General features: G+C 61.3%; 11 protein-coding genes. 4 read left to right on the forward strand and 7 right to left on the reverse strand.

What is annotated here, in order from left to right; all coding sequences use genetic code 11:
• Nucleotides 1–920: 920 nt before the first annotated feature.
• Nucleotides 921–1,727 (reverse strand): class I SAM-dependent methyltransferase, encoded by an 807-nt coding sequence (locus KGA83_RS22750; RefSeq protein WP_223530979.1) that lies wholly within the window; start codon nt 1,725–1,727, stop codon nt 921–923.
• 171 nt (nt 1,728–1,898) lie between these two features.
• Here KGA83_RS22750 and KGA83_RS22755 point away from each other — a divergent pair, with 171 nt between their 5' ends.
• Complete coding sequence (locus tag KGA83_RS22755) at nt 1,899–2,276, forward strand: hypothetical protein (protein ID WP_108217973.1); 378 nt, start codon at nt 1,899–1,901, stop codon at nt 2,274–2,276.
• A 9-nt stretch (nt 2,277–2,285) separates the two neighbouring features.
• Here the strand turns inward: KGA83_RS22755 and KGA83_RS22760 are convergent, their stop codons facing one another.
• The 4 genes from KGA83_RS22760 to KGA83_RS22775 form a co-directional block, all read right to left on the reverse strand.
• Nucleotides 2,286–3,734 carry a sigma-54-dependent transcriptional regulator gene (locus KGA83_RS22760; protein WP_223530980.1) on the reverse strand — a complete coding sequence of 483 codons (1,449 nt, stop codon included), beginning with the start codon at nt 3,732–3,734 and terminating at the stop codon, nt 2,286–2,288.
• Nucleotides 3,703–5,196, reverse strand: a complete 1,494-nt coding sequence (locus tag KGA83_RS22765; protein WP_108217971.1) for a sensor histidine kinase — start codon at nt 5,194–5,196, stop codon at nt 3,703–3,705. Before KGA83_RS22765 ends, KGA83_RS22760 begins: the two co-directional genes overlap by 32 nt.
• Nucleotides 5,197–5,298: 102 nt before the next feature.
• Entirely contained in the window at nt 5,299–6,402 is a 1,104-nt protein-coding gene (locus KGA83_RS22770) for an SCO family protein (protein WP_108217970.1), read from the reverse strand.
• 386 nt (nt 6,403–6,788) lie between these two features.
• Complete coding sequence (locus KGA83_RS22775; RefSeq protein WP_223530981.1) at nt 6,789–8,234, reverse strand: sensor histidine kinase; 1,446 nt, start codon at nt 8,232–8,234, stop codon at nt 6,789–6,791.
• 280 nt (nt 8,235–8,514) lie between these two features.
• Between KGA83_RS22775 and KGA83_RS22780 the strand changes: the two genes are divergently transcribed.
• A complete protein-coding gene (locus KGA83_RS22780) occupies nt 8,515–9,861 on the forward strand; it encodes a hypothetical protein (protein ID WP_223530982.1) in 1,347 nt (448 codons plus the stop codon).
• Nucleotides 9,862–9,896: 35 nt separating this feature from the next.
• Nucleotides 9,897–12,146, forward strand: coding sequence for an Ig-like domain-containing protein (locus KGA83_RS22785; protein WP_223530983.1), 2,250 nt, complete (start codon nt 9,897–9,899; stop codon nt 12,144–12,146).
• A 404-nt stretch (nt 12,147–12,550) separates the two neighbouring features.
• Here KGA83_RS22785 and KGA83_RS22790 read toward each other — a convergent pair whose 3' ends face one another.
• Complete coding sequence (locus tag KGA83_RS22790; RefSeq protein ID WP_108217966.1) at nt 12,551–13,957, reverse strand: FAD/NAD(P)-binding protein; 1,407 nt, start codon at nt 13,955–13,957, stop codon at nt 12,551–12,553.
• Nucleotides 13,958–13,971: 14 nt separating this feature from the next.
• Nucleotides 13,972–14,535: a helix-turn-helix domain-containing protein gene (locus tag KGA83_RS22795; protein WP_108217965.1), complete on the reverse strand. Its 564-nt coding sequence runs from the start codon at nt 14,533–14,535 to the stop codon at nt 13,972–13,974.
• Between KGA83_RS22795 and KGA83_RS22800 the strand changes: the two genes are divergently transcribed.
• Entirely contained in the window at nt 14,530–15,552 is a 1,023-nt protein-coding gene (locus tag KGA83_RS22800) for a DMT family transporter (RefSeq protein ID WP_108217964.1), read from the forward strand. The two genes, KGA83_RS22795 and KGA83_RS22800, sit on opposite strands and share 6 nt — an antisense overlap.
• The last annotated feature ends 32 nt before the right edge of the window (nt 15,553–15,584 follow it).

The raw sequence follows: 15,584 nt of genomic DNA on the forward strand, positions 1-15,584 counted from the left end.
AAAGCATACGTGGTCCCAAAATCGCCAAACCCAAGGAGTGGCTGGACGGTAAAGCTGCGCACGCTCATGTGTCGACGGATCGGGTGCTCAAGGCCCATAAAGGGAAAACACCTTGAAAGGGCTGGCCCTTACGGCGGGTCACTAGGAAAAGCCTGTAGGAGCGAGCTTGCTCGCGATGGAGGTCAACGATGACGCGGGGAGCCTGACACCCCGCGGTGCTCTCAGGTTTTTCGCGAGCAAGCTCGCTCCTACAGGGCCCGCCGCGATCGGCCATTCATGGCCGTACGCGGCTAACCCGAGGCGGCCTACCGGCCGGCCTGGTTCGTTATCCGTACGCATTTCCCTGTTTTCCCCGTAGGAGCTGTCGAGTGCAACGAGGCTGCGATCTGTTGGCTGTATTACCCACAAACAAGATCAAAAGATCGCAGCCTTCGGCAGCTCCTACAGTTGGGCTGGGTACATTCGAAAAAAATTGGTCGGCTGCCAGGCCGCCTTCGCTGGCAAGCCAGCTCCTACAGTCGATCGGCGTACACTCACGCTCCTCACCACTCATCAGGCCGAGCGTTAGCTCGCCTGCAGCTTTTGATCTTGATCCACCCGCCCCCTCGGAAGGCTGAGTGGAGGTGTTCATCCGGGGATTGGCGCGCAGCGCCGTTCGACGCAGTCGAACTCATTGCATGTAGGTCGAAGCGAAGCCGACCGGAGGGCAATGCCCCCGGATGAATACCGGAGCGAAGGAACCCCGAGCCTTAGCGAGGGGCCGTACGTTCGGGGCGAGCGTTTTTTTGCTTACTTTTTTTAGGCGCTTGTAAAAAAAGTGAGTCGCCGTCAGGCGAAACCGCCAGCCGCCGTTACCGAAGAAACGGATATGTACCCGATCAACAAAAGACAGGTTGGCGTCAGTCCGAGCTACACATCACTCAGCCCTTCACCACCACCCACGTAAAACACAACGGCAACTGCGCCACCTGCTGCTGATAGCGGTCATAGAGTTCTTCGCGATTGGAGTGCGGGTACTCCTTGAAGTGACGGATCTGCAGCCCTGCCGCAATGGCGGCGCTGAAGAGGTCGCCCAGGGTGTGGACGAACCAGTAGGACGCCGCCGACGGCTGTTCGACCTTGCCTTCGTAGACGATCGGTTCGTGCTGCACGAACGGTTCGCGACGGAAGTATGAGCTGGCCAGGCGAAAAGGATCGATTGCCTCGGGGTCGAACATTTCCAGGAACGGGTGGGTTTCGTACACCACCAGCGCCCCACCCGGCTTCAGCGTGCACGCCACATGGCGGAAGAATTCGCCGATGTCCGGCATCCAGTTCAGGACGCCGATGGTGATCAGCGCCAGGTCAAAGCGCTCCTGCAGTTGCGCAGGCAAGTAGTGAATGTCCGCTTCGATGAATTGCGGCGCATGGGGCGAGCGGGACGCCAGTTCCCGTGCCTGTTCGAGAAATGCTTCAGACTGGTCGACGCCCACCACGCTGCGCGCGCCCAGGGCAAACAGCGACAGACTTTCGCGGCCGTTGTTGCAGCCCAGTTGCACCACCTCCTTGCCGTCGACACCTGTCTGGGTCAGCAAGGTGGTCAAGGTGTCATCCAGGCAAGAGAAATCCGCATGGGCCACGTTCTTCAGCAAGGCTTGCCATTCGCTTGAGTCTTTGTGGTGACGGGCGGAGTCATTCCAGGCCTCGCGGTTGCTGGCGATGGCTTGTTCTTTTGTCGGCAGTTCCATTGCACGCTCCAGGGTTCGGGTCGTCGATTTGACCGGCCGGAGTCTAGTTCAACCTCATCCTGGCAGGTGTTGCGAACTTGTAATCCGCACCGCGCCAACGGCTGCCCACGGCGGCAGCTATAGTTAATGACCTTGGGGACATGTGATTAAACCGATTGCGCAGGTGTTGCCATGAACAAAACCAATCTGACGCTGTTGCTCGCCGTCTGCCTGAGCGCGACCGCTGTCGCCCACGCCGACGATATGCCCACCACCAACTACAGCAGTGAATTCAACTACTACGGCGCCGACCAACCCTTCGCCCACCCCGTACCACCGTCCATGAGCACCGTGCCGCCGGGTTCGTACATCCCGACCGCGCCCGCGGAATTCACTCCGGTTTCAGGCGAGCATGTGTTTTACGACTCGCGCCTGCCGACGGTGGCCGACGCCACGGTTCGCGTGTTCGTCCGCACCTACGATCCGGAGCATGGCGTCTACGTGAACCAGGAAGTCCAGGACTCCGGTTGCGTGCTGTCCTGCATGAGGCAGGGCCCGGTGCTACAGTGAGAACGCCCCCTAGCACTGGCGTTTGTCCGGGCGGGCGAGGCCGAGCTTTTCTATCCGGTAGCGCAACATGTCCCGGCTAAGACCCAGCAGGCGTGCCGATTTGGTGACGTTCCAGTCGGTCTTGTCGAGCATCTTGCGCACCATGTCACGCTCCACTTCCGGCAGGTTCATGGATTCGTTACCGTTACCGTTACCGTTACCGTTGGTCGGACGTGGCTCGCTGAAATGTTGCGGCTCGGGATGAAACATCGGTGGATCATCCACCAGGCTCAGGCAGACGTTCAACTGATGGGCGGCGATGGTGTCGCTTTGCGCCAGCAACACGGTTTGCTCCAGCATGTTGCGCAATTCCCGCACGTTGCCCGGCCAGCTGTAGTTGAGCAGCAAATCTTCAGCCTGATTGCTGAAATGCAGGTTCGGCTTGCCGTAGCGTTTGCCATGCAGCCCCAGGAAGTGCCGGGCCAGCAGCAGGATATCGTTGCCACGGGCATACAGGCGCGGCACCTTGATCGAAATGATGCGCAGGCGGAAAAACAGGTCGCGGCGGAATTTGCCTTGCTGGACCATTTGCTCGAGATTACAGTTGGTGGCGCTGATCACCCGTAGATCGACCTTGCGCTCCTTCACCGAGCCGACCCGGCGAATGGTCCGGTCTTCCAGCAGTTTCAGCAGCTTGGCTTGCAACAGCAGATCCATTTCACCGATTTCATCGAGGAACAGCGTGCCGCCATCGGCCGCTTCCACCAGCCCCATGCGACGCTCCTTGGCGTCGGTGAAGGCGCCCTTCTCGTGGCCGAACAGTTCCGATTCCACCAGATTGGACGGGATCGAAGCGCAGTTGAATTCAATGAACGGGCCTTTGGCGCGCGAGCCGTCGAAGTGCAAGGCCCGGGCCACCAGTTCCTTGCCGGTGCCGGTCTCGCCTTCCACCAGGACCGGCGGCAGATCGCTATTGGCCATCCGCCGTTCGGCGTCGAGCAACTGGCTGATGGTGCTCTTGAGGTACATCATCGGTGCCGACTCGCCAATCAGCGCCTGCAACCCCGACTTCTGGGCTTCGCGCTCCTGGTAAAACGACAGCGTGCGCTCCATGCGGTCGGTAGCCAGGGCCTTGTCCAGCAGCTGCTTGAGCTCCGGCAGGGCCACCGGTTTGGTGACGTAGTGAAAGGCGCCCTCTTTCATCGCCGCCACGGCGTCTTCGACGTTGCCGTAGCCGGTCATCATGATCACTTTCAGATCCGGCGCGCTGACGCGCAGCTTCTGGATCAGGTCGTGACCACTCATGCCCGGCAACGAGTTGTCGGTCAGTACCACGTCAGGAGCGAAGGAGCCCAATTGCTCCAGTGCATCTTCGGCCGAGTGGCAAACGGTCACCTCGAAGCCCTTGCGCTCCAGATAGTTCTGAATATTCTCGGCGAGAATTTCGTCATCCTCGACCAGCAGAATGCTGTGCTCCATATGCTCCTCCCGTTGCCACTTTGAAATTGAGACAAACACGGGTTCCTTCCTGTTCCCGACTTGTCAGTTCGACCGAGCCGTCAAATCGCTCCATTATTCTCTTGACCAGGGCCAGACCCACGCCCAAACCGCCTTGCTTGGTGGTGAAAAACGGCTTGAAGACCATTTGTTGCTGTTGTTTGGATATGCCCTTGCCGGTGTCGGTCAGGGTCATTCTCAAGTCGCCGGGCGCAGAAGAATCGATCTCGATCGTCAATACGCCCCCCTTGGGCATGGCTTCCAGTGCGTTGGCAAACAGGCTATTGAGTATCTGTGTGAGCAACACCTGTTGGCTGACGACCTGTGGCACGCTGACAGGCGAGAAACGCACTTCGACGTTCGAACGTTTGATCAGGGACTCGAAGGCACTCAAGGTGTCATCGAGGGCCAGCACCAGGTCGACCGTTTCACAGTCGTCATTCATCGGCCGCAACGACACCAGCAATTCACGGACCCAGCGCGACATGCGGTCGACCTGATTGATGATGTCGCCAATGTTTTTCTGTGCGGTCTGGTTGGCGATTTCCTGGGCCAGTTCGGCGCTGGAACGGATGTTCGCCAGTGGATTGCGCAGGCTGTGGGCGACCGCCGAGGACATTTCCCCCAAGGCGACAAAGGTTTCGTTGGCGATCAGCTGGTTCTGCTGGTTCTGCAGCTGAGTCGCCGCACGCCGCACGATCCAGAACAGCCCCAGGTAAATGACCGCCCCGCCGATCAGGGTGGCCAGCCAGATCGCCTTGAAGCCACGCTGGATGCGCTCCACCAGGTCCACCGGTTCCTTGTAGATCTCCACCATGGCAATCACTTTGCTTCTGTCGGCGTTGAACATCGGAATGTAGTTCTCGACGAACAGGTATTGCGGTTCGCGCAGCAGGCGCTGCTCGGGGCGCTCCTCATCGATCTCGTGGTAGTTGGTGGACACCGGCGATTTCATTTCGAAGGATTTATCCAGCTCCTCGTCGTCTTCGATGCGTATGCCAATCAACTCGGAGTTCGTCGACCAGACCACGGTGCGGTCCTGGGCGTACACCGTCGCCAGCAGAATGTCCGGCAGATGCTCCACATGGTCGAGAAACTCAAAGCGCGCGGCGGCCCGGGCTTCGGGGTTGATGTCGGAATCGGCATGGTCCAGACGCGGGTCGAGCATTTCGCCGATGGTTCTGTCCGGCGAAATCCTGGCATGACGGGTTTCGGCCTCGCCAATGGCTTGAATGAACTGCGCCGTCAGCATCGAATCGCGCTCGATGCTTTCATCGACCACAAAGCGCGTGGAGATGTAACCCAGCCCCAGTGCCACCACGGCGATGATGAAAAAGCTTGCCAGGGAGAACCAGCGCAGCAAGTTGAACTGCGGCCGCCAGCCCTTGCGCGGTACTGCCGGGGCCTGTGGCGCAGCTACTTTTTGTTGTTCCAGTATCTGCATGGCTGTGTCCTGAGTCTTTGAAATCGAGCCTTTCCAGCCGGGTATCGAGTCAGTGTAGGTAACATTGATAGCAATTGGCTGGCCCGCGTAACTATTTCAACGCTATTGCACCTGGGTCATGTCGGGTTGCGCGACCGAATGATGATGCTCAGGTTCCTCATTACCACTGACCTCTGGCGGATGCTGACGGTCGGTTTCTTCTTGCAGGAAATCGATGATGGAGTGGACGGAATGCTCATCCAGCCGCAAGTTGGGCATCGGGATCTTGTTGTAGCGATCGAACAGCTCCATCGCAATCGGGTCCTTTTCCGCGAGCATGCGATCCGGTTCGCGGATCCAGCGATTGAGCCAGGCCGGATCGCGCTGTCGGGTCACGCCGATCAGGTCCGGGCCGATGCTGTGCATGCCGATGCCCTGCCCGTCCAGCGGACCGAGGCTGTGGCAAGACGCGCAGCGGGTGCGAAACAGCTCTTCGCCATTGCTCGGCGGGCGGATTTGCGGTGCGTTGACGTAGCTTTCTTCCACACTGGGCTGTTTCCAGTTATGCAGGGTATTGGCCAGTTGATCGGCCAGAATCCACGGATTTTCGAACGGCGAGGATTTCATCCAGCGGCCCGTTGCCTGGTTGCCGATGATCAGGCTCAGGTTGTGGTCCTTGTTGCGCCCGTTATCGACGCCTTCGATGAACAGCCCCAGTTTCTTGCGCAGGTCCGTGATATCGGCGAACTCCCCGGTGAGGAATTTCCAGCCCGGCCCGACCTGGAAGCGTTGTGCATAGGCCTTTAGCACCTCGGGCGTATCACTCAAGGGGTCGATGCTGATGGAATAGAAGAAGATGTCCTTGCCGACCCGATCCCCCAGCAGTTTCTGCACCTGGCGCAGGCGCGCGGTTTCCAGGGGGCAGGAGTCGCTGCACGAGGTGAAGATGAAGTTGATCACCACCACCTTGCCTTTGATCATGTCATCGAAAAAACGCATCTGTTGACCGTCCTGGTCGGTCAGCAGGGTGTTGGGGAAATAGTCGCCACCCCACGGGGTGTTGTCTTCAACGACAGCGGGTTCGGCAGTAGATACAGGAGCAGGTGCGGGCGTCGACGTCGGCTGGCTGGCGACCAGCAACTGACTGGCCAGCAAACCGGCCACCACCATCAACACCAGGTGCATGCCCGGGGCTCGTGAGCGTGGTGAACGCATTTTCATGTTCATGTCGACACCCTCCCGGTTCATTGCTTGACGGTCACTTCAGGGCCGAAGCCGTCGCTAGTGAGGAAGGTTGGTGGGGGGATTGAAACTGGCCTGCACGGCAAGACGGCAGAGTGTTTTCCATCCACGTGGTGTTGCGTGAGCCTTTGGCTCCATCAGGCAAATCGAAAGAATCTTCGTTGCACTGCGCTTTTTTTCCATCACCTGCCGCCTCGATGTCGTGAAGGGGGGTGATGGTGGTTTTGCAAGGACCTCGCCAATTATGTGATTTTTTTATACAAAAGCATTAACACTAGACAAAACAATTACTTATCAAAACTCATGTGCCATGACCGTGAAAATGACCGGGGATTGAATCCCCACTAACGGGGGACGGCTCATCCCCATTTTCAGGAGGCTAATCTAAATGTCAGACGGACAGTGGTGCCCTCGCCTTCACGGCTGTCCAGGGTCACCGCACCGCCGAATCGCTCCATGATCCGCTTGACCAGCACCAGCCCGACGCCCAGCCCGCCCTGCTTGGTGGTAAAGAATGGCCGGAAGGCCAATCTGCGCTGCTCCTCGCTCATGCCTTTGCCGGTATCGCTCACCTTCACGCTGACGCGCTGGGTATCGCGCGGTTCGATCTGGATGGTCAGCGTACCGCCGCCGTCCATGGCATCCACCGCGTTGGACAGCAGGCTGTTGAGGATCTGGGTCAGTTGCACCTCCTGACTCAGGACCATGGGCGTCTGGTCCGGCTCGAACACCACGTTGATCCTGGCCTTGCTGATCTGCTGTTCGTAAGCCATCAGGCTGTCATGCAGGGCCGCCACCAGGTTCACCGGTTCAGCCTCGTCAGTGAGCGGTCGCAGAGACTGGAGCAACTCCCGTACCCATTTCGACATGCGATCGACCTGACAAATGATGTCGTTGATGTTCCCGTGTGCCGGACCGCTGTCGACCTCTATCGCCAGCTCGGCGCTTGAACGGATATTCGCCAACGGATTGCGCAGACTGTGGGCGACCGCCGAGGACACCTCCCCCAGCGCCACAAAGGTTTCGTTGGTGATCAATTGCTTCTGCTGCGTCGCCAGCAGGATCGCCGCCTGCCGCACAATCCAGTACAGGCCCAGGTAAATCAGACCGCCGCCCAGGGCGGTCGCCAGCCAGATCAGCACCAGGCCGCGCTGCATGCGGTTGATCAGATCCTGCGGTTCCTTGTAAATCTCGACCATCGCCGTGACGTTGCGACCATCGGCGTCGAACAAGGGAACGTAGTTTTCGATGAAGATGAATTTGGGTGGTTCCAGGAACTTCTGTTCCATGCGGGATTTGTCCACATCGTGGTAACTGCTCGACACGGGAAGCCTGGAGCTGAACGCCCGGTCGAGGTCTTCATCGCCATAAATCGTGATACCCATCAAGGCCGGGTTGGTCGACCAGATCACCCTGCGGTCGGGGGCATAGATGCTGGCCAGGATCACGTCCGGTAAATGTTCGACATGGTCGATGAAATCATCACGGAAATCGGCACGTGACAGCGGGTCGACGTCAGGAAAGTCCTTGTCATTTCGTGGGTCGAGCAACTCACCCATGCTCGGGGAGTTGGGAATCGACACATGGCGCAACTCGGTCAAGGCAATCGACTGAATGAATTGCGAGGTCAATAGCGCATCGCGCTGCACGCTTTCGGTAATCACGAACCGCGAGGTCACCGCCCCCAGCGCCACCGCCACCATGCCGATCACCACCATGCTGACCAGCGAAAACCAGCGCAGCAGATCGAACGGCCGCTTGCGCGTGTTCCAACGGGCTTCGCTTTCGGTCACAAGCACTTTGGTCATCGAGTTCATGGACACGGTTCCCGGAAACCCCCTATAGGTTTATAGCCCACTCATGGCCGTTTGCCCGAACCTGGGGACTGCGATACCCCACCGCCCCACTGTCCCATCCACCCCCAAAGTTGGGGACAGCTGCCCGCTCCCGAACTTCCCGGTCTATCACCCGTGACGGCGCCAACACCTTTACTGCGGGCGTCTCACGGGCGTTTTCGCTGATTGGTATGGAAGTTGCCAAACTCCCTGCCAACTGACCCGCCCCCAAGGGGCAGGTACTTCGATAGAGGGAATACTCATGCACCCTTTACTGTGCAAAACCGCGACCGCCCTGGTCGTGACCGCTCTAGCCCAAGGTATTGCCCAAGCAGCGCTGTTTGCCGTAGACCCCGGCCCCTACCTGCCAGCCAATGGCAATTTCGCCGCCTGGTATCAGGACACCCACGGCCGAACCCTTGACCTGTGTTTATCCAAGGCTGTCAGTTCCAGGGTTGCCAGCGCGCCGGGCGCCCCGACTTACATGTGCTCGTTGATCCCTAATCCCGGCATTTTCGACGACACCCAACCATTGGTCTTCCCGACCAATTTCCCCGACGAAGCGTTCTGGGCCACCGGCGAAACCACCATCGTCGATGCCGCCCGGGGCATTGACCTGACCTATGTCTCGGCGCTTGAAGCCGCCTTCAGTGGCGGTGATCCGCTGGAGGGCGACCAGATCAGCTTCGCCCGTATCCGTATTCGCATCGACGTACCCGTCGCCGGCACTTATGTCATCACCCACCCTTACGGCGTCGAAGTGTTCAACGTCGACACCCCAGGCCGGAGGGCGATCAACATGACCCGGGACATCGGTATCGGTGCGCCGAAAACCTACGACGGCGCGCTCAAGGGCGACGTCGGGCCGTTCCTGCGCAGTGTCAACGGCCCCTACACCGAGACCAACCCGACCACTGGCCAGACCGAACAATTCGTCGGCGATCCGAACCTCACCGAAGCCGTCACCGGCAGCCCGTTCAACACCAACTACGTGCGCATTGAAGGCCCCAATGGCCTGGACTTGCGCACCAACCTCTTCGCCGTATCCGGCAAGTTGTCGACGGTGGTCCGGCCAACCCCGGTGATCGCCGAGCGCAGCACCTACTCGCGACAGGCCGGCGCCAGCGCCCCGGTGGCCCAGCAAGATGTGTTCGTGATGGCCCCGCCGCCACCGGCCACCGTGACCCTGGCCAGCAACAACCCGGTCCTGAACTTCACCGAAGCGAACACCACCGGCCACTGGTATGCGCAGTCGCCGAACAATCCGACGCTGCCAGGCACCTTGCAGGTGACCGCCGACAACCACCTGGCCATCGCCAGCAGCACGCCGACCACCTTGCTCATGCCGCTGACCGACCTGGTGACGATCTCACGTGCCGAATACAGCCTGAGCACCGGGCAAATCACCATCGTGGCCTCGACCAGCGATGAAACATCGCCACCGGTGCTCACCGCCACCTCCGGCACCGGTATCGCCATCGGCGCCCTGAGTGGCGACGGCGCCTTGAAAAGCCTGGCCACCGGCATCTCGCCGATACCGCCAGCCCAGGTTCGCGTGACGTCATCCAATGGCGGCAGCGATACCGAAGAAGTGGTCATCGTGCAATGAACGCTCACATGCCCAGATCCTCATCAGGAGGCATCATGAACAAATGGCCACGCCTGGCGCTCAACGCCCTGGGACTGACTCTGTCGCTGTCCGGCAGTGCCTTCGCGCAACTCGCCGCCGTCGATCCCGGCCCTTACACCTTTGCCACCGGGAAATTCCCGATCTGGTATCAGGACAACAATCTACTGTCGATGGAGCTGTGCCAGTCCCGCGCCACCAGCTCGCGGGTGCCAGCCAGTGTGCCACCGGCCTACATGTGCACCCTGCTGCCGACACCCGGCATTTTCGACGACACCCTGCCGATGGTGTTCCCGGACAACTGGCCGGACGAAGCCTTCTGGTTCCTCGCCGAAACCAGCATCCCCGACAACGCCGCGGGCTATGGCATGGACGCCTATGTCGCCGGGATCGAGGCGGCATTTGCCGGCGGCAACCCGGTCGACGGCGACCAGATCAGCTTCGCGCGGATCCGTATGCGGGTGAACATTCCCACTGCCGGGACCTACACCATTACCCATCCCTATGGCGTGGAAACGGTCAATGTCACCACCCCTGGCCGTCGTGCGATCAACATCACCAGAGACGTCGGCATCGGCGCAACGGGGGTTTTCACGGGTGCAGTCAACGGTGCGATCGGACCGTTCCTGCGCAGCGTCAACGGCCCCTACACCGAGGTGAACCCGGACACCGGCACCGTCGAAACCTTCGTCGGCGACCCGAACCTCACCGAAGCCGTGACCGGCAGCCCCAACAACACCAACTTCGTACGCATCCAGGGTCCGGCCGGGACCCTCCAGACCAACCTCTTCACCCTGTCCGGCAAGGTGCTCGACAACCGCGCGCAAACCGCGGTGGACATGACCCGTGCCACCTACCGCCGTACAGCCGGCACGGGCGGTAACAACACCCGGGTCGAAGTGTTTGCCCAAGCCGCCAACGGTTCGACCCTGTGCTTTCGCGAAAGCATCGCCCTGGTGCCCGGCCCGCCTGTGTCGCCTTGCCTGACCAACATGCTGAGCGATAACAACGGCGTGTTCTTTGGCCAGCATCTGCTGACTAACGGCACCGTGCCTGCGGTCGTGGTGGTCACCGCCACCGACCCCGCCGGGACCACCCGCCCGACTGCGGTATCGGGCAAGCTCTCGGACGTGGTGAAAATCCAGACCGCTCGTTACGACTGGAACAACCACAGCCTGCTGATCGAGGCCACCTCCACCGACGAAGTGGTGGTACCGGACATGGTCGCCCAGGGTTACGGACGGCTGTCGAAAACCGGCACCCTGCAACGCCTGACGGTGGCTGACCTGAGCCAACCCCCTGCAACCGTGACGGTCAAGTCCGCCGCCGGCGGCAGTGATACCGAGCCGGTCGTAGTCGTCGGCACGGCACCGGACACCGGCGCGAACCAGGCTCCGATCTCTGTCGCCGATACTGCCAGCACCAGCTTCGGCGTGCCGATCACCCTCAATCTGCTGGCTAACGACAGGGACCCGGACGGCAATACGCCGCTGAGCATTACCGCACTGACCCAACCGGCCGCCGGCCAGGGCACCGTGGTCTTGAGCGGCACTACGGCGGTGGTCTACACCCCTCCCGCTGTCGTCAACGCGCCGCTGACCACGACCTTCACCTACAAGGCCCAGGACGCCAAAGGCCTGGCCTCGACGACAGCGGCAACCGTGACCATTACCGTGGCGCCTAACCAGCCTCCGGTGGCCGTCGCCGATGCCGTCACGACACTGGGTGTGGCGATTCCAATCAACGTGCTGGCCAACGACACCGATCCGGAAGGCAACGTGCCGCTAGCGGTCGCCAGCTTCACTCAACCCGCGGCAGGTCGCGGCACCGTCAGCAGTAACGGCACAGTGCTTACCTACACCCCGCCGGCTACCGTGACCACGGCCTTCACCACGACCTTCACCTACATCGCCCGGGACAGCTTCGGCGCCCTGTCGACATCGCCAGCCACGGTCACGGTGCAGGTCTCGCCACGGCCTGTTGCGGAAACCTTCGCAGTGACCACCGCAACGGTGAGCGCCCGCGCCAATAACCGCTTCACCTGGAACTTTGCCGGCACATCATCGGTGACCACCGGCAACATCATCACCATCAAGGTCACCACGCCGACCGGACTGGTCACCCTGGGCACCACCACCGTACCGGGGAACGGTCGCTGGCGGTTGACGGTGAACAACACCACCACGATCGTTCCGTCGGCGAACCCGACCGCCACGATCACCTCGTCCCAAGGCTCCGTGCGAACGGTGCCGGTGATCGCCAACTGAGCCCGCGCCCCATTAGCCACGTTGGTTGATGGGGCCGGCTTCAACCCTATGGAAAACCGCGGCCTCGGGTGGGGCGGCGCGGTTTTTTTGCCGGGTGCATTCCCCGTAGGAGCTGGTAGGAGCTGGTAGGAGCTGTCGAGTGCAACGAGGCTGCGATCTTTTGGCTGTATTACTGACAAACAAGGTCAAAAGATCGCAGCCTTCGGCAGCTCCTACAGTTGGGCTGGGTACATTCGAAAGAAATTGGTCGGCTATCAGGCCGCCTTCGCGAGCAAGCTCGCTCCTACAGAGCAAAGACAGAGCGGCGTACACCACCGCGTACGCTCTTCACCACTCACACTGGCAAGAGGCGCTGGCTGAGCGCCAACACACCGCGCTGACTGCGCGGTGAGCTGAATGGACAGCTAGCGCACCAGCCGCTCGGCCAACGCCTTGGCCTGGCTCGCCACATCGGTGACGGCGGTACTTTCCCACCACATTCCGCGCAACGGCGGGCCCATGGCAAACAGGCGGCGGGCGGGCTGACCCTCGGCGTTCAGGACCGCGCCATCGACCTCTGCCGCGATGCCCAAGGCCAGCGGCCCCGGCCGTACCAGACCGCGGGCGAGCAATTGCCGGGGCAACGGTCGCGCGACCCGGCGCCAGTCGTATTCGATACCGCTGGAGTTGATCAGGGCGGCACCGCTGACCACACAGGCCTGCGCCTCGCCGCGCCGTTGAAGGCGGATACTCACCTCGCCATCCCTTGAAGGCTCAAGCCCTTTGTATGAGGCGGCGTGAATACGCAACCGCCCTTCTTTATATAAGCGCTCCACCCGTTCGGCGCTCAAGGGTGGCGAGCGGTGGTGATGGCTTTCCCACCACGGCCGCACATGCCGCACGAACTGCCGACGCTGCACGTCCGTCGCCTGATGCCACAAGCGGCCGATATGTGCCCGCACCGTGTCCAGTGGCGCTTGCCAGTCGATACCCTGGGCGATGGCGTCCCGGCAGTGTCGACGCAGTTCGCGCATCAGCTGGCGAGGTGTACGGATGCTCAGGTCCTCAGCGAGAAAATCCACCCAGGCCGGTGGCTGGCGACGCACATGGGGCAGCAGGCCATGGCGGGAAAACACTTCGATCGGCCCGCGATGCCCGGCCTGATCCAGGGACACCACGGCGTCGACCATGGTCAGGCCCGAGCCGATGATCATGACCGTCGATTGCGGATCGAGCCGCTGCATGGCCGCCACGTCCCACGGATCGAGGGCGGCCGCATTCAAGCCGCTGGATTCGGTTTGTGGCGTGCGCGCGGCGGGAAACATTCCGGTGGCCAGCACCGCAAACGCGCCCTGCACGCATCGGCCATCGCTCAAGGTCAACCGCACGGCGTCGGCATCGGTTTGCAAATCGACCGCCTCGGCCTGCACATGCTCGACCGTCGAACCGTTCAGTGCACCCACCGCCTGTGCTTGCGCCAGGCGCTGTCGGGCGTACAGGCCGAATACGCCCCGTGGTGGAAACAGTTCGCTGATCGGCACATCCTGCTGATCCGATTCCGGCCAGCCGCCCGCCTCGATGTACCCGGTCAGCCATTGGGTCAGGTCATCGGCGTTGTCCGGGTCGACACTCATCCGCGCCGCATTGCCGTTGAGTGTATGGCCCAACTCCACCGCGCTGTAGGCTTCGCCCCGCCCCAACTCGGCCCGGGGCTCGATCACCAGCACCCGGCGCCGGCCCGGCAAACGCATCAGTTGCGCCGCCAGCATCGCGCCACTGAGGCCGCCGCCGACAATCAGGACGTCGGCGTCATGGGTCAAGGTCTGGTCCATCGTGCTCTCCCTGTTCAGATCACCACATTACGCACAAACCGCGCCGCCACCGCCCCGTCGTTGCGATAACAGTGCGGCTGGTTGCTGGCGAACATGAAGAACTCACCTGCGGCGATATTCTGCGCCTGGTCGCCGAGCATAACGGTCAGGCAGCCTTCGAAGACATAAATCTGCTCGCTCCAGCCATCGGCATCCGGCTCCGACGGATACACCTCGCCCGGTTGCAGGCACCACTCCCACTGCTCGACTTCGCGGCTGGCCTGGGCCTTGGAGAGCAACACCGCTTTGCTGCCGGGGATCGTGCCGGTCCAGGCCAGTTCATTGATACGGCTGGGATCCCGGGCGTCGGGGGCCTGGATCAAATCACTGAAGGCAACGTCGAGGGCTTCGGCCACTCGGTCGAGGGTGGTCAGGCTGACGTTCTTTTCCCCCGCCTCGATTGCCACCAGCATTCGACGGCTGACACCGGACTTATCCGCCAGCGCACTCTGGCTCAGGCCGGCGGCATGACGCAAACGACGGACATTTTGACTGACGTGCTGGAGGACCGAAGCCCGTTGGGTAGAATCTTTGTGCACTATATTGCTCACTGGGTGGGGTTGGGCAGTATACTGCGCAACATTCGGCGCATTGTGCGTCTCCCTCCAGTAGCGTGCAAGGTCATGACGTCGGTGAATTCCCCAAAGACTTCCTCCCGTTTCACACGGTTCAGCAAGGCCGAATGCGTGCTGGTGCTGATCACGATGGTCTGGGGCGGTACCTTCCTGTTGGTACAGCACGCGATGACCGTCAGCGGCCCGATGCTTTTCGTCGGCCTGCGCTTTGCCGCCGCCGCGGGCATCGTCGCCCTGTTTTCCTGGCGTCAACTGCGCGACCTGACCTTGTTCGAACTCAAGGCCGGGTCGTTCATCGGCGTGGCGATCATGCTCGGCTACGGCTTGCAGACGGTCGGGCTGCAAAGCATTCCCAGCAGCCAGTCGGCATTCATTACCGCGCTGTACGTCCCTTTCGTGCCGTTGCTGCAATGGCTGGTGATGGGGCGGCGACCGGGATTGATGCCCAGCATCGGCATCATGCTGGCCTTTACCGGGTTGATGCTGTTGTCCGGGCCGTCCGGTGCGGCGTTCAACTTCAGCCCCGGTGAAATCGCCACCTTGATCAGCGCCGTGGCCATTGCGGCCGAGATCATCCTGATCAGCACCTATGCCGGCCAGGTCGATGTACGCCGGGTGACAGTGGTGCAACTGGCGGTCACTTCCGTGCTGTCGTTCCTGATGGTGGTGCCGACCAACGAGGCGATTCCGGATTTCTCATGGCTGTTGCTGTGCAGCGCGCTGGGCCTTGGGGCGGCAAGCGCGGCGATTCAGGTGGCGATGAATTGGGCACAGAAAAGCGTGTCACCGACCCGCGCCACGCTGATCTATGCCGGCGAGCCGGTATGGGCCGGGATTGTCGGGCGCATCGCCGGGGAACGCCTGCCGGCGATTGCCCTGCTCGGGGCCGGATTGATTGTGGCGGCGGTGATAGTCAGTGAGTTGAAGACCAAGGGCAAGGCTGCGGCTGAGCAGGAGCTGGAGCAGGAAACACAGCGATAAACTGCGGATTCTGTGCCGCCGGTTAGACCGCC

The organism is Pseudomonas sp. GL-R-19 (assembly GCF_019956375.1).
Lineage (GTDB): Bacteria > Pseudomonadota > Gammaproteobacteria > Pseudomonadales > Pseudomonadaceae > Aquipseudomonas.